This is a genomic window from Fibrobacter sp. UWOV1, assembly GCF_900142495.1.
GTDB lineage: Bacteria > Fibrobacterota > Fibrobacteria > Fibrobacterales > Fibrobacteraceae > Fibrobacter.
In genome coordinates this window covers 83,570-104,509 of sequence record NZ_FRBA01000010.1, presented here as the reverse complement: position 1 = coordinate 104,509, position 20,940 = coordinate 83,570, and the positions used below count along the sequence as shown (strand labels likewise).

General features: G+C 51.4%; 18 protein-coding genes. 10 read left to right on the top strand and 8 right to left on the bottom strand.

What is annotated here, in order from left to right; genetic code table 11:
- Window positions 1-270: 270 nt before the first annotated feature.
- Window positions 271-1,473 (bottom strand): aspartate aminotransferase family protein, encoded by a 1,203-nt coding sequence (locus BUC02_RS12925; protein WP_073323154.1) that lies wholly within the window; start codon window positions 1,471-1,473, stop codon window positions 271-273.
- On the bottom strand, window positions 1,454-2,245 hold the full coding sequence (gene argB / locus BUC02_RS12920) for an acetylglutamate kinase (RefSeq protein WP_073055470.1): 792 nt from the start codon (window positions 2,243-2,245) through the stop codon (window positions 1,454-1,456). The genes BUC02_RS12925 and argB overlap by 20 nt, the downstream gene beginning before the upstream one ends.
- Before the next feature lie 303 nt (window positions 2,246-2,548).
- Here argB and BUC02_RS12915 point away from each other — a divergent pair, with 303 nt between their 5' ends.
- Window positions 2,549-2,746, top strand: coding sequence for a ferredoxin (locus tag BUC02_RS12915; protein WP_072801269.1), 198 nt, complete (start codon window positions 2,549-2,551; stop codon window positions 2,744-2,746).
- A 214-nt stretch (window positions 2,747-2,960) separates the two neighbouring features.
- Here the strand turns inward: BUC02_RS12915 and BUC02_RS12910 are convergent, their stop codons facing one another.
- Window positions 2,961-4,382: a LamG domain-containing protein gene (locus BUC02_RS12910; protein ID WP_073323152.1), complete on the bottom strand. Its 1,422-nt coding sequence runs from the start codon at window positions 4,380-4,382 to the stop codon at window positions 2,961-2,963.
- A complete protein-coding gene (locus BUC02_RS12905; RefSeq protein WP_073323150.1) occupies window positions 4,382-5,224 on the bottom strand; it encodes a TIGR02147 family protein in 843 nt (280 codons plus the stop codon). The genes BUC02_RS12910 and BUC02_RS12905 overlap by 1 nt, the downstream gene beginning before the upstream one ends.
- Window positions 5,225-5,531: 307 nt before the next feature.
- Between BUC02_RS12905 and BUC02_RS12900 the strand changes: the two genes are divergently transcribed.
- A complete protein-coding gene (locus BUC02_RS12900) occupies window positions 5,532-5,906 on the top strand; it encodes a GIY-YIG nuclease family protein (RefSeq protein WP_073323148.1) in 375 nt (124 codons plus the stop codon).
- A complete protein-coding gene (locus tag BUC02_RS15945) occupies window positions 5,893-6,135 on the top strand; it encodes a hypothetical protein (protein ID WP_217653085.1) in 243 nt (80 codons plus the stop codon). The genes BUC02_RS12900 and BUC02_RS15945 overlap by 14 nt, the downstream gene beginning before the upstream one ends.
- Here BUC02_RS15945 and BUC02_RS12895 read toward each other — a convergent pair.
- Window positions 6,119-8,521: a Tex family protein gene (locus BUC02_RS12895; RefSeq protein ID WP_073323146.1), complete on the bottom strand. Its 2,403-nt coding sequence runs from the start codon at window positions 8,519-8,521 to the stop codon at window positions 6,119-6,121. The two genes, BUC02_RS15945 and BUC02_RS12895, sit on opposite strands and share 17 nt — an antisense overlap.
- Before the next feature lie 180 nt (window positions 8,522-8,701).
- Between BUC02_RS12895 and queF the strand changes: the two genes are divergently transcribed.
- Both queF and BUC02_RS12885 read left to right on the top strand, forming a co-directional pair.
- A complete protein-coding gene (queF, locus tag BUC02_RS12890; RefSeq protein ID WP_073323144.1) occupies window positions 8,702-9,178 on the top strand; it encodes a preQ(1) synthase in 477 nt (158 codons plus the stop codon).
- A 15-nt stretch (window positions 9,179-9,193) separates the two neighbouring features.
- Complete coding sequence (locus BUC02_RS12885; RefSeq protein ID WP_073323142.1) at window positions 9,194-9,904, top strand: queuosine precursor transporter; 711 nt, start codon at window positions 9,194-9,196, stop codon at window positions 9,902-9,904.
- Window positions 9,905-9,995: 91 nt separating this feature from the next.
- Here BUC02_RS12885 and sstT read toward each other — a convergent pair whose 3' ends face one another.
- Window positions 9,996-11,267, bottom strand: coding sequence for a serine/threonine transporter SstT (gene sstT / locus BUC02_RS12880; RefSeq protein WP_073323140.1), 1,272 nt, complete (start codon window positions 11,265-11,267; stop codon window positions 9,996-9,998).
- A 144-nt stretch (window positions 11,268-11,411) separates the two neighbouring features.
- On the opposite strand from sstT, the gene BUC02_RS12875 reads away from it, so the two are divergent.
- Genes BUC02_RS12875 through BUC02_RS12865 form a run of 3 tightly spaced genes read left to right on the top strand, consistent with a single transcriptional unit; the run spans window position 11,412 to window position 16,356 of the window.
- The gene (locus BUC02_RS12875) at window positions 11,412-12,545 is read left to right on the top strand and encodes a glycosyltransferase (RefSeq protein WP_073323139.1); all 1,134 of its coding nucleotides are present in this window, start codon (window positions 11,412-11,414) and stop codon (window positions 12,543-12,545) included.
- Between the two features lie 2 nt (window positions 12,546-12,547).
- Window positions 12,548-15,076 carry a DNA topoisomerase III gene (locus BUC02_RS12870; RefSeq protein WP_073323137.1) on the top strand — a complete coding sequence of 843 codons (2,529 nt, stop codon included), beginning with the start codon at window positions 12,548-12,550 and terminating at the stop codon, window positions 15,074-15,076.
- Between the two features lie 29 nt (window positions 15,077-15,105).
- Complete coding sequence (locus BUC02_RS12865) at window positions 15,106-16,356, top strand: glycoside hydrolase family 3 N-terminal domain-containing protein (RefSeq protein ID WP_083564594.1); 1,251 nt, start codon at window positions 15,106-15,108, stop codon at window positions 16,354-16,356.
- Between the two features lie 129 nt (window positions 16,357-16,485).
- Here the strand turns inward: BUC02_RS12865 and BUC02_RS12860 are convergent, their stop codons facing one another.
- Both BUC02_RS12860 and BUC02_RS12855 read right to left on the bottom strand, forming a co-directional pair.
- Window positions 16,486-17,046 (bottom strand): 3'-5' exonuclease, encoded by a 561-nt coding sequence (locus BUC02_RS12860; protein WP_073323133.1) that lies wholly within the window; start codon window positions 17,044-17,046, stop codon window positions 16,486-16,488.
- Window positions 17,047-17,051: 5 nt separating this feature from the next.
- Window positions 17,052-17,660 (bottom strand): hypothetical protein, encoded by a 609-nt coding sequence (locus BUC02_RS12855; RefSeq protein WP_139261156.1) that lies wholly within the window; start codon window positions 17,658-17,660, stop codon window positions 17,052-17,054.
- Between the two features lie 147 nt (window positions 17,661-17,807).
- Between BUC02_RS12855 and BUC02_RS12850 the strand changes: the two genes are divergently transcribed.
- Window positions 17,808-19,535, top strand: coding sequence for a CotH kinase family protein (locus BUC02_RS12850; protein WP_073323129.1), 1,728 nt, complete (start codon window positions 17,808-17,810; stop codon window positions 19,533-19,535).
- A 15-nt stretch (window positions 19,536-19,550) separates the two neighbouring features.
- The gene (locus tag BUC02_RS12845) at window positions 19,551-20,876 is read left to right on the top strand and encodes a CotH kinase family protein (RefSeq protein ID WP_073323127.1); all 1,326 of its coding nucleotides are present in this window, start codon (window positions 19,551-19,553) and stop codon (window positions 20,874-20,876) included.
- Window positions 20,877-20,940: the final 64 nt, after the last annotated feature.

Below are 20,940 nucleotides of genomic sequence, written 5' to 3'. Positions count from 1 at the left end.
AAACGGCTTTTCGCCTTCTTGTCTTCCCGCACGGCCTCGTCTTCTGTCTTCCCGGCGAAGGCCGGGATCCCCTCTTGCAGACTGAAAAAAGAATCTGCAGAAACAAGCGTTTCTGCAGACTAATACAAAGGAGATCCCACCTTGGTGGCCATGCGCACTAAGCACTTCCCCAAAGAGGATAACTCTACTAAGGTGCTAAAGCACCTAGTATCGTATAAAAGTGCTAAGTGCTGTCCGCCCGGGACGTTGCCCGGGAAGACATCTCAATGATTACTTCGCAGCGGCGGCGAATGCTTTGCCGAGTTTTGCAAGGGCCTCTTCGCATTCCGCGGCAGAAACATTCAGCGGCGGGAGCAAACGCAGCACGTTGCCCTTGGCGCTAAGCACCATGAGCTTTTCTGCGCGGGCGGCAGCGATGATGTTACCCACCGGCATGGATTCATCGAGAGCCACACCGAGAATCAGGCCTTCACCGCGGATTTCCTTGGCAAAGCTGTACTTCTCCACGAGGGCCGCCAAACCGGCCTTCAGCTGGGCAGAACGTTCAGCCACATTCTTGAGGAGGCCCGGAATCTGCTTCACGACAGCGAGACCTGCAGCGCATGCAATCGGGTTACCGCCAAAAGTGGTACCATGGTCGCCAGCCTTAAGCTGGTCAGCAATCTTCTGGCGCAGGAGCACCGCACCCAGCGGGAGACCGCCACCGATTCCCTTAGCCAAGGAAACCAGGTCCGGATTCAGGCCGTACTTTTCGAAACCGCAGAAGGTTCCGAGACGGCCCACACCCGCCTGCACTTCGTCAACAATCACAAGGCAGCCGAATTCCTTCTGCAGGCTGTTGATGGTCGCCACCATTTCGGCAGAAAGGGTCATCACGCCACCTTCGGCGGCCAGCGATTCCAGCATGATGGCACAGGTATTGCTATCCACCTCGGCCTTCAATGCAGCACAGTCATTCCAAGTCACATGAACGAAGTCACCCGGCATGGAGCCGAAGCCTTCCCTAATAGCCGGCTGGCCCGTCGCAGAAAGCGCGGCATACGTCCTTCCGTGGAAACTGTTCACGAAGGTGATAATCTTCTGCCGGTTCTTTTCGCCCTTCCGGTCGAAGTACTTACGTGCGAACTTGATAGCGCCTTCGTTGGCCTCGGTACCCGAGTTGCAGAAGAAGGCCTTGTCGAACTTGGTGATTTCCAACAGGGCCTTGCCGAGATTAATCTGCGGGTAGTTCGGGTAAAGGTTGCTGATGTGGTTGAAGTGGTTCATCTGATCCACCACCGCATCCTTGATAGCCTGGTTCTGGTGACCGAGCGCGTTCACGGCGATACCTGCCACGAAGTCCAGGTACTTGTTGCCCTGGTCATCATAGAGGTAAGAGCCCTCGCCCTTCACGAAGTTGATGTCTGCCTTGCCGTAAAGCGGCGCGATAATTTGTTTGTCCTGTTCGAGCAGGTTAGCGCAAGATTGTGCCATAGTTTAAATCTCCATTAATTTGTTTGCCAAAGTGTTCCGCGTCCTTCCAACCCACGATGTGGATGCTCTTGAGTCCTCGTCGGATCGACTTGAAACTCTCGCGGACTTTGGGAATCATACCGCCGGAGATGACGCCAGCCTCAATCAGCTTTTCGGCGTCCGCTTCGCTCAGTTCGGGAATTACATTCTTGTTTTCGTCCATCACGCCCGGCACGTCGCTCACCAGCACGAACTGGTCGGCTTCGAGCGCCACAGCCAGTTCAGATGCAGCCGTGTCGGCATTCACATTCCAGCTCACAACCTTGCCGTTTGCGTCAGGGCCAATCGAAATCGGGCTTACCACGGGAACAAACCCCGCACCCCAGAGCGCGGTCACGATGCCGGGGTTCACCTTCTTGATTTCGCCCACCAGACCAAGGTCCACCTTGCCCTGCTTCTTGACCACCTGGAACAGGTTTGCATCTACGCCCGAAATACCGACGGCACCACAGCCATTATTCAGGAGCATGCGCACAAGCTTCTTGTTCACGTGACCGGAGAGGGTCATCTCGACCATCTTCATGATGCCGGGGGTTGTGACTCGGAGGCCGTCGATGAATGTCGGTTGTTCCTTGAGCAAGGCGATGTTTTCGTTGATGTCCTTGCCACCGCCGTGAACCACGGCCACCTGACAGCCACTACCGGGGAGGGTAGAGACTGCCGACACAAAATCAGCCAGCTTGGCTTCGTCGATTGCCAGGCTGCCACCAATTTTTACAACCACTTTTTTCATCTTTCGGTGAATTCCTCTCGTGAATTTTGATAGACGTTAAAAATACGACCCCAAATTTAGAAAACAAGCTTTATAGGTGTCACACGGATAGTACTAAAAAGTACTAAATGCTAGGCTCAGTTATAGGTCTGCAAGCAGGCCTGCAACATTCGCCTTACGCATTTATGGATTTTCCTAAGCCACGAAACTCAAAAAAATCAAAACGGTTACTTTTTTGTAATTTTTCAACTTTTTCTTTTTTAACAGAACAAGATTTTATTATATTGCGTATATAAACTCAACCAAGACACAAAGAGGTATATTATGGCAATCACGAAAGTTTGGCTGGACGAATCCAGTGACGAATGCGTATCTTGCGGCGCTTGCGAAGCTACTTGCGACGCAGTGTTCGAAGTTCCTGAAAAGATGAAGGTCAAGGAAGGCGTCGACTATTCCGCTTACGAAAGCGAAATCAAGGACGCTGCTGACAGCTGCCCGGCCGGCGTGATTAAGTACGAGTAATGCGTAAGGCGAGCGTCGCAGAAAAATGCAAGCATTTTTCTATGACCGAGCCGAAGCATAGACGCCGTAGTGAAACGAGGCGTCCGTAGTGCCGAGGTGAGTATCGCCTAAGTTACTTAAAAATTTTTAAAGCCTTGTCTTCGGACAAGGCTCTTTTGTTATTAGATCCTTCGACTTCGCGCCACAGCGCTCCGCTCAGGATGACACTTTCAGATTACTTCGCTAGGGCTTCGTATTCGGCTTTGACCCATTCAGCGGAGCGGGCGACCGATTCAATCTTGACTTCGTCGATGGCGCCATTCCAAGTGTCGTTCGGCACTTCGGAACCACCAATACGGAACGGCAGCGGGGCTGCAACTTCCTTGGGCGCAAACGGAACACCGGCCTTGTTGCTCACGAGCACCCCGTTGATATAGAAGTACAGTTTGCCACCTTCGTTAACGAGCACCAGCAGCGACCATTCATTCATAGGCAGCGTGCCACCACGTTCGACATTGCCCTTGGCAAGCCATGCATAGCCATAGCCCGACAAGTCCATGCCATCGCCCACGGCAACAAAGGAACTCGTCATAAATTCATACTGCAGCTGGAACCTGGACAATCCGGTCATCCAGTCTTCACGTTCTGCAAAGAGGAGCTGGTAAATGCCATCGCCACGGTAACCGCTCCACTTGGTCCATGCGCTCATGGTAAAGTCACCTGCACAGGGGTCAATATCACCCACTTCGACGAACTGACCGACCTTGAGCAGAATGCCCTTGCCCGACACACCTTCCACGTAGTTCACGGAATCGGCGACCGAGCCGTCATTGTTATAGACCTTAGCTACGCTATCGGAGCCATCCATGTGGAGGTTCAAGGATATCGCAAGTTCTTCCGTGGTATCGACAGCGGTAGTATCTTTTGCAGTGGTGTCAGGCACCACCGGTTCCGGCGTAGCGGTATCCTGCGGAACAGAAATACCATCGGGCACATTCACCATAATGCCACCGTAAGCGGCGCCACTATAGTAGTGGTAATCCGAAATCGTGAGCCAGCCCTCGTTCTTGTTTTCGAGAGACGGAATCTTGAGCGTGTCGCCCGCGACAGCCGTCATGAAGTTTAAACGGGCCTGCGACTGATCGCTTTCCACATACACCAGCGAGATTTCGCCCACGGGCATCGCGTCGAATGCAAACGAGCCATCAGACTTGACGGTTGCGACATCGCTACGGCCCACAATGCGCATGTAGCCGGACTTGGCCTCGGCAACACGACTTTCAAGTCTGCGCGGGTGACCCACCATCACAAGGGCGTCGCCACCTTTCTGAATGCGGGAAAGGCCGGATTCAGAACCGTTTTCGGCATAAATCACCACAGAGCGCGTGCTGTCAAACTTCAAGCTGAAAATGCCGTTGTCGTCGGCTTCCACCACCACGGAATCTTCGATAGAGGTCTTATCCCAGTTGTCGTAATAAGCCACCACGCGGGCGCGGGCCACAGGCTGGTTCGCCTCGGTCACCACAATGCCCTGTGCAACGGAGTTACCGATATCGGTCACGCCACCAGCGGTTTCGTCGCTCTTGGAACAAGAAGTCAAACCAGCCGCAAAAAGAGCTAAAGCCATACCAGAGGCATATTTGAACAAAGTATCCATTATTTTGCCTCCTTATCAATCTTCTTACTCATCGGGAACGCCACAAGCATCATCTCGTAAACTCGCTCCACATTAGGATCATTCGCCGCCTTCGCGATTATTTTTTTGCGGGCGTCTTCAAGAACTTCTACAGCGTAATTATAAGAACTTTCACTCATGGCCAAGGTGGTGAACGCAGCAAAACGTTCGTTCTTGGGCATGGATTCTACAGCACCGATAGCGTGCTGAATGTATTCGCGGCGAATCTGGCGCAAAGAAATCGGCGGAATTTCGGCGGCATCGAGCATTTGCGAAGTTTCTTCGTAATGGTCGCCCACCTTCTTGATCAAATTCCATTCCAGAAGTTTCTTGACAGCGTCGCGGGCCTCTTCGGTCGTGATTTGCGGCGTAAGCATGCGGGCAAGCACCATGTAGTCGTCGTGCCAGTCGGCATTCACCGCCATTTCGCGGACCACCGGATAGTACCACTTGCTAAAGTAGGCCTGTTCACGAGTAGTCACGTGTGTAAATTCGATTTGTTTGCGGATCTGGACAATCTGTTCCCAGGCGTTTTCGCGCTCGTTCACCTGTTGCGCCTGGTTGTACTGCACCAGGGCCTCGAAATACGCCTTCTGCAACGGCTCGAAATCCATCGCCTTCGCAATTTTATCGATAGACTTTGGCGTGAGGTTAAAGCGCCCGCGGATGACGTTCAGGCAGTAAGACGAACTGCTGAAACCCGCCTTCGCCGCGAAGAATCGGTGCGAAAAGACGGCGCGCATTTTTTTCTGCTCCTCAAAGTAATCCTGGAGGAACTTGCGGAAGTCGTCGTAATCAAACAGATGTTCTAGCGCAATACACATAACCCTAAAATAAATAATTTTTACACACCAGGCAATAGCCCGAGAAAATTTTTACACACCCCCAACGACTCTTAAGGGGCATATTTTGATGTTCGTCACACAACCGAGACGAATCGTGTCACAAAGGAAATTATAAGAAAAGTTTACACAATAAAATTGGCCATGCCCATCTTCTTTGCACAGCAAACCTTTTTTTACCTAGAAAACGCTCTCAACTTAATAAAAAAAAGCGTGTATATAAAAGGTGATTTTTCTCCCGATGTCTTCCCGCACGTGGTGCGGGATCTCCTTTTCTAACCGAGGAAAAATGAATTACAACTTCTATGTTTACATTCTCACCAACAAACACCGAACTGTATTTTATACAGGTGTAACAAACAATTTATTTCGCAGAATCATAGAGCACAAAATAAAGATAAACGAAGGTTTTACAAACGATTATAACGTCAACAGACTAGTTCATTACGAACTATTCTTCAACATAAAAGATGCCATTGCTAGAGAGAAACAGCTAAAGAAATGGCGACGTTTATGGAAAATGAATTTAATCGAAAAAAATAATGCCAACTGGGATGATCTTACAGAATCTCTTGGTGTTACGGCCAAAATCCTAGATTCAGCAAAGACTTTCTTCAAAAAAAACGCTTGCAATGAGAAATGCAAGCGTTTTGGAAAGCCGTAAGAGGAGATGCCGCATCTATGTGCGGCATGACAATTTAGGCGTTACATTCCTTTGCACTGCGATGCAGTGCAAGGATTACGGCTCGGTCATGGCAGCTCATGCAAGCATGGCTGCCGCTACTCTCGCCTTACATTCCTTTGTTGCGCTACTTCGTAGCGCAAACGGCGTAGATTTGCTCATGTCGGCAAGCGAGCTTGCCGCCGCAATCAAATCTACATTCCTTTTTTAAAGTTCTTAAGGAGGGCGCTCATCTTGCCGGGCATGGCAGCGGCTTTTTTCGGAGCTGCACCCGGGCGGTCCTTGCCGGCGATTTTTGCCTTGAGGTCCGCAAGCGTTGCATGGCCCTGGATGCCGCCCTGCGGGCGGGCATTGCCGCGACCACCGTCGCGGCCGTGGCCACCGAATCCGCCGCGGTTACCGCCTGCGCGCTGGCCACGCGGGCCATTAGCGCCGGCACCGGCAACGCCGTCGGTAGATTCCTGCTTCATCGAAAGGCTAATGCGCTTCTGGCCCACATCGACTGCGACCACGCGCACCTTCACGATATCGCCCACGGTAAGCACCGTCTTGGCGTCTTCCACGAACTTGTCGCTAATCTCGGAAACATGCACGAGGCCGTCCTGGTGAACGCCAATGTCCACGAAGGCACCGAAGTTTGCCACGTTGGTCACGACACCTTCCATCCAGCTACCCGTAATCAGGTCCTGAATGGTGCGGATCTTGTCGTCGAATTTGGCATAGCGGAATTCCTTACGCGGGTCACGGCTCGGTTTCTGAAGTTCCTTCATGATGTCGTCCAAAGTAGCCTTACCCACTTCGTCGCTCAAGAATTCTTCGAGGTTGATCGCCTTCACGGCTTCGGCGTTACCCACCATGTCCTTCACCGACACGCCGGCCTTTTCGGCCATCTTTTCGACGAGGGCGTAGTTTTCAGGGTGAACGGCAGAATCATCAAGCGGGTTTTCGGCACCCGGAATGCGCATGAAGCCTGCAGCCTGTTCGAAAGCCTTCGGGCCAAAGCCCTTCACGTTCTTCAAGGCTTCGCGACTAGCGTAAGCACCGTTTTCTTCGCGGTACTTCACGATGGCTTCGGACAAAGTATTGCTGAGGCCTGCCACATGAGAAAGCAGCGGAGCAGAGGCGCTGTTCACGTCAACACCGACCATGTTCACGCAGCTTTCCACCACTTCGTCCAGGCGCTTCTTGAGTTCGCGCTGGTTCACGTCGTGCTGGTACTGGCCCACGCCAATGGACTGCGGGTCCACCTTCACGAGTTCGGCCAGCGGGTCCTGCAGGCGGCGGCCAATCGAGATGGCGCCACGAGTGGTCACGTCTTCCTTCGGGAATTCCTGGATAGCAATCATGCTTGCGCTGTAAACAGATGCACCTGCCTCAGAAACGATGACGCGCGGCGGAACCTTGCCCTTGAACTTGGCGGACATTTCGGCGCAGAAGGCATCCGTTTCGCGGCTTGCAGTACCATTACCGATTGCAATCAAGTCAATCTTGTACTTGTCGATAAGGCCCATCAGGTACACGGCGGCACCGGCCTTGTCGTTCCACGGTTCGTGCGGCTTGATAATGCCGTGATCCATGAACTTGCCATTTTCGTCGAGCACGGCCACCTTGCAACCCGTACGGAAACCCGGGTCGAGAGCGAGCACGGCCTTGTGGCCGGCAGGTGCGGCAAGCAACACATCTTGCAGGTTCTTGCTGAACACCTTGAAGGCTTCTTCTTCGGCGGCGTCCTTGAGCATCAGGCGCACTTCGCTTTCCATGCTCGGCTGGAGCAGGCGTTCCCAAGCATCCTGGCACATGGCTTCCAGGTAAGGAGTCCAAGTGGTGTTGCCCTTGATCACCTGCTGCTTGAGGTAGCCGACCATTTCTTCGTTCGGCACTTCGATAGAGAGGCGGAGCACCTTTTCCTTTTCGCCGCGACGCAGCGCGAGCATACGGTGGCTCGGAATCTTGGACACCTGTTCGCTGTAGTCGTAGTAATCCTTGAACTTGGTTTCCTGACCTTCGAAATCCTTCTTGACCTTGGAAATCATGACACCAGTCTTTTCCATCTTGTTACGCAGGTACTGACGGAATTCGGTGTTGTCGGCGACTTCTTCGGCCAAAATGTCGGCGGCACCCTTGAGGGCGGCCTTCGGGTCGGCAAGGCCCTTTTCTTCGGACAAATAAATTAACGCAATCTGTTCTGCCGTGTTGCCGGTTTCTTCTTGCGCCCACATGAGGCGGGCCAAGGGTTCCAGACCCAGTTCCTTGGCAGCTGTGGCGCGGGTACGCTTCTTGGGCTTGTAAGGGGCGTAAATATCTTCGAGGAGAGTCTTGTCCTTACAGGCTTCGATCTGTGCCTTGAGTTCGGGCGTGAGCTTGCCCTGTTCTTCGATGCTCTTGAGAATCGTTTCTTTGCGGTCTACCAGTTCTTGCAGGTAGTCGCGACGGTGACTGATGTCGCGCAGTTCTATTTCGTTCAGCGTGCCCGTTTGGTCTTTACGGTAACGGGCGATAAAGGGGATGGTACCACCCTGGTCCATCAGTTCGAGCGCCTTGGCGACGCGCCATACTTCAAGGTTAAGCTCTTCGGCAATAATTGCAGAAAAATCCATAATATGTAGTTTCCGTTTTATATTTCGGTTTGAGGGTCTTAAAGCCCTAAGTTCAACCCAGCACCGCAGTGCGAGGTACCCCAGGAATTTTCCAAAGGTAAAGGGAATATAGATAATTTTCTATCTTTGGGTCGGTCAGTTCGAAACCCATCCTGACCTTAAACAAAACTAGGAGACTTTATGCGTTCAGAAGCTGAACTCGAAGGCGTCACGTTGCTTGGCAACAACAAGACCCAGTACAAGACCACCTACAGTCCCGAAGTCCTTGAAAAGTTCCCGAACAAGCATCCGGGCAACGACTACATGGTCACCTTCAACTGCCCGGAATTCACGAGCCTGTGCCCGAAAACCGGCCAGCCGGATTTTGCCGAAATCAAGATCAACTACATTCCGGACCAGTACCTGGTAGAATCCAAGTCGCTCAAGCTCTACATGTTCAGTTTCCGCAACCACGGCGACTTTCATGAAGACTGCGTGAACATTATCATGAAGGACTTGGTCAAGCTTTTGGACCCGAAGTACATCGAAGTCGAAGGCCTCTTTATGCCGCGCGGCGGCATTTCGCTCTACCCGTTTGCCAACTACGGTAAGCCGGGCACCGAATTCGAAACGCTCGCCAAGACCCGCCTGTTTGCAGCAATCGACAGAAGACGCTAAGCCGGAGGAATAATCATGCAGAACGAAATCATCCTTATCGCTTCCATCTTCGTGTTCTTCGGCGGGCTCGTCGGCTTTTTCCGCTTTTTCGGTAAGCAGGGCATTTTCGCCTGGACCGTGATTTGCACCATCGCCGCCAACATCGAAGTCCTGATTCTAGTGCACGCTTTTGGGCTCGACACCACGCTCGGCAACGTGATTTTTGCCTCGACATTCCTCGCGACCGATATCATGAGCGAAATCTACGGCAAGAAAGAAGCAAGCCGCTGTGTCAAAATCGGCATTCTCGCGAACGTAACCTTCATCCTGATTTCGCAAAGCTGGTTCCTGTATATTCCGGCCGAGGGCGACACCATGGCAGAACCGATTCGTACCGTGTTCGCCAACACCCCGCGCGTGATGCTTGCAAGCCTGTTTGCCTACGCTATTTGCGAAATGTTCGACGTATGGGCCTACCATGCCTGGTGGAAATGGACCGAAAGCAAGTTCGGCGAAAAGAAAAGCTTCTTGTGGTTGCGCAATAACGGCTCTACGCTGGTAAGCCAGTTGATCAACGTGGTCGTGTTCAACCTGCTTGCCTTCGCCGGAGTTTTCCCATGGAATACGATTGGCGAAATCCTGGTCTTCGGCTACGGAATCTTTATCGTGACATCGCTGATGGATACCCCGTTCGTGTACCTCGCACGACGAATCTCCGAAAAGCACCCGGAACTGCTGAAGGACTAATTCGGAGTTCAGATTTCAGAATTCGGATTTCGGAATTCAGATTTCGGAGATTAGAGTTTAGAATAAAATGAGGATGAAAATTCCTCATTTTTTATGCTTCATGCTCTTCGGTTCCGTGTTCGCGGAATAATTCCTTGGGCAAGGGTTTTCCCTGTTTTTGCCAGGCACGGTATTCGGCGGTCGCCGTAAAGATGGCGTCGGTCGAAGAATTCAAGGCCGTTTCCATACTGTCCTGAATCACACCGATGATAAAGCCCACGGCAACCACCTGCATGGCAACGTCGGTAGAAATGCCGAAGGGGGCGCATGCCAGAGGAATCAAGAGAAGCGAACCGCCCGCAACACCGCTGGTACCGCAGGCGCCAAGCGTTGCAAGCACGCACACGATTAATGTCGAAGTCAGCGTCACCGGAATACCAAGCGTATGCACCGTCGCAAGAGTCATGACCGTAATGGTAATGGCGGCCCCACTCATATTGATAGTCGCGCCCAGCGGAATAGACACAGAATAAAATTCGCGGTCGAGCCCGAGTCTTTTACAAAGCGCCATGTTCACGGGAATGTTCGCGGCGGAACTGCGGGTAAAGAAGGCCGTAACGGCACTACTCTTGAGGCACTTGAGCACCAGCGGATACGGGTCATGCCGCAACACAAGTCCTACAAGAGCCGGCACCACAACAAGCATCACGAAAAGCATGGTTCCCACAAGAACCAGAATGAGCGAACCGTAAGTCTTGAAAATTCCGATTCCGTTCGTAGAAACCGAGGTATACATAATACCCATGATACCGAGCGGGGCCAAATTGATAATCCAGCGAACCACCATCGAAACCGCATTCGACACATCCTGCAGCACGGTAAACGTCACCGGACTTGCAATTTTCTTGATAGCAAAGCCCATAAAGGCAGCCCAAACCAGAATACCGATATAGTTCGCATCGGAAATAGACGCAAACGGATTCGACACCGCATTTACAAACAAATTATGCAAGATTTCGTAAATATCGGTCGGCACGGTCGAAACGTCTGCCGACACATTCAACTCTAGATTCTGCGGGAACATGATGCTCGACCCCACGGCGGCAAAGGACGCTAGCAGCGTACCCACCAGGTATAGGGCAACCACGCGGACAAAACGACGGTCCAAGCGGGACTTGCCATTGGCAAGGGAACAGACAATCAAAATGAACACCAGTACCGGCGCCACGGCCTTAAGCGCGCCTACAAAGAGCACGCCGAATTCGGAAATCCATTTTTGCGACGGCAGAAACACGCCCAAGAGCGCACCCACCACAATCGAAATTGCGATACGGAGCACCAAGTTTGCACTATTATATTTATTGATTACTGCGCTTACTTTCATAGCGTGCCTCCACTTTTCAGTGTGTAATATAAATATAATTTTGCCGATTTTGGGACAAAAACGAAAGGTGCGCAAAAAATCAAGGCCATTTTGGCGGGCGTCTTTTTCCAAAGTCGCCCCGATGAACTAAATTTTGCGCGGAAAATGTTTTTTACGGTGCTCACATACCTGGTCATCGGCCTTTTGGCTGTGTTCGGACTATTCTATATAGTCTTGGAGGTGCGGTTCTTCCGTGCGCTCGGTAAAGTGCGCGTGGGGAACTCCGACGTGGAGCCCGCCCCCAAGGTGAGCATCTTGATTGCCGCGCGCAATGAGGCGGCCGGCATACGCGAGACTTTGGACTCCGTGCTTGCCCAGGACTACCGCGGACAGTGGGACGTGTGGGTGGCCGATGACCGAAGTGACGACGATACGCCGGAAATTTTGGCAGAATACGCAGCCAAGAACCCGAGGTTGCATGTTTTGACGATCAAGGAGATTCCGGAAGGGGTAAGCCCCAAAAAGCATGCGCTTTCGCTGTTGATTGAGGCGTGCGAGGGCGAAATTTTGTGCCTGACCGACGCCGACTGCCTGGTAAAGCCCACCTGGGTCACGGGCATTGTGGCCGAATTCGAGCCGGGCATTGAGCTGGTGGCTGGGCATTCCTACATTCCCACAATCCCCGGTAAGTCGAGCGTGCTCATTTGCATGCAGGCTATCGAGACCCTGATTTACCGCGTGGCAGGCACCGCGGGCCTCGCCATGCGACTCCCGCTCACGAGCACAGGCAACAACCTCGCCTACCGCAAGAGCTTCTTCAAAAGCGTGCACGGGTTCGACAACGTCATCAAGATCCAGAGCGGCGACGACGACCTCTTGATGCAAAAACTCGCTGCCGACCGCCCCTGGGCCATGCGCTACTGCATTGCCGAAAGCACCTTCGTGACCACCAACGGCAAAGAAACCTTGAAGGAGCTCTGGGAGCAACGTAAGCGCTGGGCGTCGAAGACTATCTATTATACACCGAAAATCGTATTTGTACTCAGCATGGTATTCCTGTTCCTGACCATGCAGTGTATAGCGGCGGTACTTTCGCCGTTCAGTTTCGAGATTTTTATCGCGACACTTATCGCGTTTGTCGCCAAATGCATTGGTGATTTGGTTTTAATACTTCGCGGGCTCAGGATATTCAGGCAGGAGCACCTGATCAAGTGGTGCATTCCTGTAGAATTTATCCACGCCCCCTTTACCGTGCTGGCCGTGCTTTTTGGCCTGTTCGGACGATTTAAATGGAAGTAGTGATGGCAACAACAAAGAAAACTGCAACAAAGACCGCAGCGACAAAGACTACCGCTGCAAAGAAAACTGCAACGAAGGCGGCAAAGGCCCCGATCGAGGGAAAGACCCTGATTATCGCCGAAAAACCGAGTGTGGCCCTGGACCTGGTCCGCGTACTCGGCCAAAAGAATTTCAAGAACGAAAAGACCCACTACGAAAGCGACACCACCATCGTGAGCCATGCCATCGGCCACCTGGTTGAAATCGCCGACCCGAAAGAAATCGACGAAAAGTACAAGAAGTGGGAAATGAGCACGCTCCCCATGCTCCCCAAGGAATTCCCGCTGGTAGCAACGCCTGCGACCAAGGGTCAGCTTTCGGCACTCTCTAAACTCATCAAGCGTAAGGACGTGACGACCATCGTGAACGCATGCGATGCGGGCCGCGAAGGTGAACTGATTTTCTTCTATATATTACAGTATGTGCTCAAGGGCAAATTCACGGGCAAGACGATCAAGCGCCTGTGGATGCAGAGCATGACCCCGGCCGCCATCAAGGAAGCTTTCGAAAACATGCGCGACGGCTCCGAAATGGAAAACCTGAAGGCCGCCGCCCTTTGCCGTAGCGAAGCCGACTGGCTCATTGGCATGAACGGAAGCCGCGGCCTTACCGCCTACAACAGCAGCATGGGCGGATTCCAGGTGACCCCGTGCGGACGCGTGCAGACGCCGACGCTTGCCATCATTGTGAACCGCGAAGAAGAACGCATGCAGTTCGTGCCACAAAAGTTCTGGACCGTGGAAGCCGAATTCGACAACGACGGTAGCCACTACCAAGGCAAGTGGTTCACCGCCAACAAGGAAGACGGCAAGGACAAGGTCAAGCAGATTTTTGACGAAAACCGCGTAAAAGAAATTCTCGCCAAATGCAAGGGCAAGGCCGGCACCGTCGAAGAAACGTCCGCGCCCTCGCTCCAGAAGTGCGGCCCGCTGTACGACTTGACGACACTGCAGCGCGAAGCGAACAACCGTTTTGGCTTTAGCGCGAAGGCGACCCTCTCGATTGCGCAGGCTCTGTACGAACGCCACAAGGCAACCACCTACCCGCGTACCGACAGCCGCTGCCTGCCCGAGGACTACGTGGCTCCGGTGAAGGCGACCCTCGGCAAAATCGAAGGCCCGCTCGCCAAGTTTGCAGAAACCGCCCTCAAGAACAACTGGGTCGTGAAAACCCCCAAGGTGTTCGACAACTCCAAGATTTCGGACCACTTCGCCATCATCCCCACCGGCGTGATGCCCTCGGGACTCACCGAAGCCGAACAGAAGATTTTCACGATGATTTGCCAGCGATTCATCGCTGTGTTCTTCCCGCCCGCCAAGTACGAAAACACCACCCGCGTAACAACCGTGGAAGGCGAAACCTTTATTACCGAAGGCAAGGTGCTGATTGATCCGGGCTTCAAGGCCGTGTACGGCAAGGACAGCGACGAAGAATCGAACATTCCGGCACTCAAGGGCAAGTCGGCGAAGACGGTCGCCCTCGAAGAAAAGGAAGACTTTACCAAGCCGCCCGCACACTACACTGAAAGCACGCTGCTTTCGATGATGGAAAGCGCCGGTAAGCTGGTGGAAGACGAAGAACTCCGCGACGCCATGAAGGAACGCGGACTTGGAACGCCGGCAACGCGCGCCGCCATTATCGAAAAGCTCGTCAGCGACAAGTACGTGGTTCGCGACGGCAAGGACATGATCCCGACCGCAAAGGCATTCGACCTGATCAAGGTGCTGAAGGCCATGGACATCGAAGCGCTCACCAGCCCGGAACTCACCGGCAACTGGGAATATAAAATGGAGCAAATCGAGAAGGGCAAAGAAACCCGCGAGAACTTCATGGAAGGCATCGTCGACATGACGCGCACCATGGTGAAGAACATCAAGGGTTTCAAGGAAGAAAGCACCACCGGCGAAGCTCCGTTTAGCCCCGTGAACGGCAAGAAGGTCTTTGAAACCGTGAGCCGCTACACCACCGAAGACGGCATCGTCATCCGCAAGATGATTGGCGGCAAGAGGCTCACACCGGAAGAAATCACCGAGCTCCTGACCAACAGGAAAATTGGTCCGCTCACCGGCTTCCGCAGCAAGCGCGGTGCCGAATTCTCGGCCGTGGTGATTATCAACGACGAAAACAAGATTGAATTTGTATTCGACGAAAAGCCCGAAGAAGTGGAAGTCGGCGCCGAGGTCGGCAAGTCTCCGGTCGATGGCGCCGCCGTGTACGAAACCATGACCGGTTACGTGAGCGATTCCTACCTGAAAAAGGAACCCAGCGGCATCACGCTCCCGAAGATTCTCTTGGGCAAAGAAATCCCGCTCGAAGAAATCAAGAAGATGCTCGCCGGCGAAAAGACGACGCTTTTGAAGGGTTTCCGCAGCAACAAGACCCACCGCACATTTGACGCCTACTTGTATTTGGATAAAGGCGGTAAGCTCAAGTTCGACTTCCCGCCCCGCGAATTCAAACCCCGCCGCTTCGGAAAGAAGAAAGCTGAGTAAATTCGGGAATTCGGATTTCGGAATTCAGAATGAAATTTAATATAGTACCAGTAATCGTTTTTCTGGCAATGTCTATTCTTGTGCGGGCGGAGGATTCTCTGCCTGACGTGAAATTTGTTCCGCTGAATTCGCTTACAGAAGCTGCTGGGAATCAAGCCACGGGACCTGCGAGCAATTCAGCAACAAGCGCGTCGTATACAGCCGAAGCCTTACCGCAAGAAGATTCCGCGCAAACACCTTACGGGCTCCCCCGCGAACTCATGCCACTGTGGGATTCGCTGACCATTAAGCAGAAAGCAGCGCAGATGGTCATGGTCTACATGACGCCCGCATCGTTCATGCTGGAGCATGAATTCGGCGGATACCTGGTGATGAAAAATCACCTGAAGAACCTGGACAAGTTCACCGAAAACATCCGCACCGTGAACGATTCCATGCGAATCAAGCCGCTCGTGGCTGCTGACCAGGAAGGCGGCCTCGTAAACCGAATCTCGGTCGTGGCCCCGCGTTGGGAGCATACCCCCAGCGCCAAGCAAATGCGCAACATGAGCGAAGATTCCATCCGCACTCTGGCAAAAGAAATCGGCGCTGTACTCGACAGCGTAGGAATCAACCTGAATTTGGCGCCCGTGCTCGACCCCGCCAAAGACAGCCGCGGCAAGCATTCCTTTATGGAAGAATCCAAGCGTTCTTGGGGCGAAGACACCACGAATGCGACCAAGGTCCGCGCCTTCGTGCAAGGCATGCGCGAAAGCAACGTGGCCTGTGTATCGAAGCATTTTCCCGGTTACGATTCCTGGACCAACAGCGACCACCAAATTGCCGTGAGTTCAACACCCAAGGCTAAAGTGGCAAAGAACGTGGAATTTTTCAAGACACTCGCCAGCGACATTCCCGTAACCATGATGAGCAGCGTGAGCTTCGTTCGCATATCAAGCCGCCCTGCCGTATTCGAACCGAAAATCGTGAAAATGGCCCGCGACATGTCACCTGAAACAGTCATATTGACCGACGACCTGTGGGGCGTCAGCCTGCGCGCCTGGGTGAGCGGCAACGAACGCGTGCGCAGCAAGAACTACCCCGCCAAGGATTTTAGAAAGTTGGTGCGCACCGCCTTGATGGCCGGCAACGACATGTTCATGATTACATATCCGCAAAAAGCGGTTGAAATGGTGAATTACCTCGCCGCACTTTCCAAACAAAGTAAATATTACAGGCAGCGCATCGAAGAATCCGCCGCAAGAATTCTGAAGATGAAATTTAAAGCGGGATTGTTATAAAGCCCTCTGTCTTCCCGGCCTTGAGCCGGGAACTCCATTTACGGCTTTCCAAAGAACTTGCAATTATTATTGCAAGCGTTTTTCAAACTAATACAAAGGAGATCCCGCATCTACGTGCGGGAAGACAAGTCAAACTACCTTCGCTTTTTTCGGCGTAGACAAATTCTTCACTTCTTTCAAAAGGCGTTCCGGCCCGACCTTGTTGTAGGCCAGCTTCAAAATCTCAGCCGCCGCAAGTGCGTCATCTAAAGCGCGGTGATGATTGAATTCAGGCAGTTCCAGCGCCTGCGTCAACTTATGCAAGCTGTAGCTCGGAAGCCCCGGAAAAAAACGGCGGGCAATCTTGACGGTACAAAGCCTCGGCGGATCAATCTTGATGCAACAGCGCTTGAGTTCAGTACGCATGAACTTGCTGTCGAACTGCACATTGTGCGCCACAAAAATGCGGTCCTTCAAAAGTTCGGCCACCTCTTCGGCAATAGACGCGAACTGCGGCTTGCCGCGAACCATTTCGTCCGTAATGCCCGTCAGGTTCTGCACAAACGGCTGAATCGGCATGCCCGGGTCTACCAGCGCCGAATAAGTCTTGACCACTTCACAATCATCTAAAAGAACAATACCGATCTCGGTAATGCGGCCAACCTCAGCCGTCCCCCCCGTCGTTTCTAGATCTACAACTGCAAACTTCATGGGAGTTACTTTATCGGGATATCAAACTCCAGAGTCTGACGAGCAGATTCGCTCACCACCTTCGCCTTGAGCACCTTGGACTTGGGCTTTGCATAAAGCGGCACGACCATCAAATTCGAGACCTTGCTGCTTTCGACTGTGGGTTTAGCCTCGCTATCGCGAGCCGTCTGCGAAAAAATCGGCTTCTTGCCCTTGTCATAAATGTAATACGTCAGTTCACGAGTGTAGCCCGGCTTAATCTGCTTGGTGGGCACCTGAAAATACACCATGCCGCCCTTCGGCACCTTGCGCAAACTGTCACGGATTTCTTCTTCGGTGGCAAACTCGCCATCCATCATCATGCGAATATCTTTCTTGATTTTGTTTGCACTTTCATACTGGACCGTTATCTGGAACTTGGCGTCTTCGGGAATGGCACTCGGACGCACATCGCGAATTTTTGAATTGTTCTGGTGGTATTCCCAACGGCCGTTGTCATGCAGAATCACCGTTGAACCGTTCGAAGCCGTGGCAATCATGTCTTCAGCAAAGACCCCTGTCGCCGAAAGCAACAGAATCATCGCTACAACCCATAAAAATCCAACCGACCCACATACCCAAACGTTCAACTTCATGGGATCCTCTTACACTAAAACTCCATAGCGTAATATAAATGAATCTTAACAAAAAAGGCGGAAAATCACCAAAAAAAAGCATATTATTTTAATACTTTGCTATTTTTACACTATATGCCTCGCATAGTCGCCTTATACCTATTCTGCATGCTCGCAGGACTCATTTTGGGGGCCTGTAGCAACAGCGACTATGCCAACAATACGAGGCATGGTTATGCAGAATGTCCGGTCGCCAGACAAGTCTTTAGCGACTTTCCGGAATCCGGCTTTTTCAATGATGCGTTTGCAGTCAAGTTTTCCGAAAATGATTCGCTGAGTTGCGAAACCGACGGTAAAATTCCAAACGCCCAAAGCCCGCGCGCATCAACTTTTGAAATCGATAGCACGACAACCATTCGCTGCATCGATTTTTCCGACTCCACAAAAGCCGAAATCATCCGCACTTACATCTTCGAAGAAAAGCCGACCATTGCGGCCGTGTTCCTCACCGCAAATCCGAATTCACTCTTTGACCCTGACAGCGGAATCTACATGCCCGGCCCCGACGCCCAAGAAGAAGTCCCGCACGAAGGAGCCAACTTCTGGCTCGACAAGGAAATCCCCGTATACGTAGAACTCGTCGAAAGCGACCAGAACGCCCCCGCCTTCGCAAAGCATGCCGGCCTAAAAATTTTCGGAAAATTCAGCCGCACGAATCCCAAAAAATCCGTCTCCATCAACTTCAACAAAAAATACGGAGACCGAAGACTCTATTACCCGCTATTTCCGGAATACCCCGAGCTCACCGTATTCAAGAGCTTTGTCCTGCGCAACAATGGCAACAATTTTGCTAAGGACTACATTCGCGACCGCCTCGCCAGTTCACTCAGCGAGGGGCTCGGCGTCGATTACCAACGCGGGCGATTTGTAATCGTATACTACAACGGGGAATATTTCGGCATACACGACTTACGCGAACGAGCCAACGAATCATACATCGAGACACATTACGGAATCGGCAAGAACAACATCAACCTGATAAAAATGGGATTCAACCCCACAGCAGGCTCTGCCGCCAGTTACAACGCCATCTTCCAATGGCTCAAAAGCCATAGCCTAGACATTGACAGCAATTACGCCCACATCGATTCGCTCATCGACATCGATAATCTTTTGAACTACTTGCACACAGAAATATTTGCATACAACATGGATTGGCCCGCCAACAACCTCAAAAGATGGAATATTATAAACCCGCAAAGCAAATGGAAGTGGATTCTGTACGACCTGGACGCGGGCTTTGGCACGATCCCCTACGACGACACCAACATCTTTGAATACATCACCTCGCAAGTGACATTCGCTTACAAGAAGAACCCGCCTATCGCCACCTTCTTAATCCGGTGCTTGCTCAAGAACAAAGACTTCGAAGCCGCATTCATCAACCGCTTGGCAGTACTCCTGCAAACAAATTTTGAACAAAGTAAAATCCTTGCGCGCATAGACAAAATGATGTCCGAAATCGAGCAAGAAATTCCGCGCGATCAAGAACGCTGGTCGCATGACAAAGCCCTCATGGACGAACACCTGGAAATCATCAAAACGTTTGCCAAGACACGAGCAGACACAGTCACCATGCAACTCCGCGACTTCTTTGATCTCGGAAACACCATACCCATTACGCTCGTCACTAGCGGCCCCGGCACCATTTTGGTGCACGGGCTCCCCCTGAACGAAAGCGAAATCACAGTTGACTTTTTCAAGAATTACCCCGTCACACTCACCGCAAAGCCGCAAAAAGGCCACAAATGGGGCGGCTGGAGCGACGGCGACACCAACAGCACGCGTACAATATTTCCCAAGAACGCCCTGACGCTAACAGCAATTTACAAATAATCTATATTTGTAAACATGCGTTATCGTGCGGTAAGACCACTCCCCCTGCTCCTAGGCATCGTTATCTGCTGCTTGGGGCTTGGATGCAGTAATAGCGAAAGAATAGATAACGAAGTCGTCGCCTTCTGGGATATAGAAGAAGACGCCACCCCTCTCTCCACAGAACTAAACTACCTCCCCATTGACGACTCGGAATACCCCTATGCGGGCATCCCGAGAATTGTGATAGAAACGGAGAACCATCGAGAAATCAAGGACCGCGAAACAGAGATCCCCGCCAAGCTGCAAGTATGGGGCGCGGACGCCCCCGAAAGCGAAGTGATGGAGCTGACTATAAGAGGAAGAGGGAATAGCTCGTGGACCCATTCTCCAAAGAAAAGTTATAAAATCAAATTCAACACAAAAGAATCTTTATTTGGCATCCACAAAGATCGTGAGTGGGCGCTCATTGCCAATTACGCAGACAAAAGCATGCTGAAAAATTACATTTCATATAAGTTATTTCACGAAATCAGCGACACATGGAATCCGCAAATACACTTTATAGAGCTATACCTTAACAATAATTACCAAGGAATCTACGCATTTACGGAGACCATAAAAAAAACAACACACCGAGTAGCAATTAACGATAACGATTTTTTGTTAGAAATTGATGCAAAAACAAAAGCCAACGACCAGACAATTTATGTAGACGGATTTACATATCCATTCAAAATTCATTGGCCCAAGAACGCCAATGAAAAAGCGCTTAAACAAGTTACCGAGCACCTTGATAACTTTCAAAAATTCATTTCTAGTGATAAGGTTTCCAAAGGAGATGAATACAGTCAATGGATAGATGCCGAAAAATTCACTAAATATTTTTGGCTTCAGGAATTCAGCAAAAATCTTGACGCTTACTATACTAGTTCATTCTTAATTGTACGAGAAAATGGTTTAGTTGAAATGGGCCCACTATGGGACATGGATGCGGCATATGGATATCCAGGATGGGATGTAAATGCAACAATTCCTACAGATGGTTTTAGGCAAAAAAAAATATGGTTGCTCCCTTTTTTCAAGAACAAATCATTCTCCCAATATGCAGATTCAATTTGGAAAGAAATGAGCCCAATCATAAAAAATTATGCAGACTCGATAACGAGTATAGGTATGCTTTTAGAACATCCTTACGTAAATGAAGAAAAAAAATGGCATAAATTAGAAAGTTCCCTCAACCCTCTCCATCATAAGGGTTATTCATCATACACCAACGCATACACTGATTTTCGCAATTGGTACATCAACCGTCTTGATTGGCTGGATAAAAACAGCAATAAACTAAATCTTAAAATCTAATCATACCGATATTTAACGGTTCCAAGAAAGAACAAAAACAAACAGCGAACAGGGCTTTTCACAT

Bases quoted from the DNA above. Each gene is read 5' to 3' on its own strand.
- BUC02_RS12925 (WP_073323154.1), bottom strand. From the start codon at position 1,473: ATGGCACAATCTTGCGCTAACCTGCTCGAACAGGACAAACAAATTATC.
- argB (WP_073055470.1), bottom strand. From the start codon at position 2,245: ATGAAAAAAGTGGTTGTAAAAATTGGTGGCAGCCTGGCAATCGACGAA.
- BUC02_RS12915 (WP_072801269.1), top strand. From the start codon at position 2,549: ATGGCAATCACGAAAGTTTGGCTGGACGAATCCAGTGACGAATGCGTA.
- BUC02_RS12910 (WP_073323152.1), bottom strand. From the start codon at position 4,382: ATGGATACTTTGTTCAAATATGCCTCTGGTATGGCTTTAGCTCTTTTT.
- BUC02_RS12905 (WP_073323150.1), bottom strand. From the start codon at position 5,224: ATGTGTATTGCGCTAGAACATCTGTTTGATTACGACGACTTCCGCAAG.
- BUC02_RS12900 (WP_073323148.1), top strand. From the start codon at position 5,532: ATGAATTACAACTTCTATGTTTACATTCTCACCAACAAACACCGAACT.
- BUC02_RS12895 (WP_073323146.1), bottom strand. From the start codon at position 8,521: ATGGATTTTTCTGCAATTATTGCCGAAGAGCTTAACCTTGAAGTATGG.
- queF (WP_073323144.1), top strand. From the start codon at position 8,702: ATGCGTTCAGAAGCTGAACTCGAAGGCGTCACGTTGCTTGGCAACAAC.
- BUC02_RS12885 (WP_073323142.1), top strand. From the start codon at position 9,194: ATGCAGAACGAAATCATCCTTATCGCTTCCATCTTCGTGTTCTTCGGC.
- sstT (WP_073323140.1), bottom strand. From the start codon at position 11,267: ATGAAAGTAAGCGCAGTAATCAATAAATATAATAGTGCAAACTTGGTG.
- BUC02_RS12875 (WP_073323139.1), top strand. From the start codon at position 11,412: ATGTTTTTTACGGTGCTCACATACCTGGTCATCGGCCTTTTGGCTGTG.
- BUC02_RS12870 (WP_073323137.1), top strand. From the start codon at position 12,548: ATGGCAACAACAAAGAAAACTGCAACAAAGACCGCAGCGACAAAGACT.
- BUC02_RS12865 (WP_083564594.1), top strand. From the start codon at position 15,106: ATGAAATTTAATATAGTACCAGTAATCGTTTTTCTGGCAATGTCTATT.
- BUC02_RS12860 (WP_073323133.1), bottom strand. From the start codon at position 17,046: ATGAAGTTTGCAGTTGTAGATCTAGAAACGACGGGGGGGACGGCTGAG.
- BUC02_RS12855 (WP_139261156.1), bottom strand. From the start codon at position 17,660: ATGAAGTTGAACGTTTGGGTATGTGGGTCGGTTGGATTTTTATGGGTT.
- BUC02_RS12850 (WP_073323129.1), top strand. From the start codon at position 17,808: ATGCTCGCAGGACTCATTTTGGGGGCCTGTAGCAACAGCGACTATGCC.
- BUC02_RS12845 (WP_073323127.1), top strand. From the start codon at position 19,551: ATGCGTTATCGTGCGGTAAGACCACTCCCCCTGCTCCTAGGCATCGTT.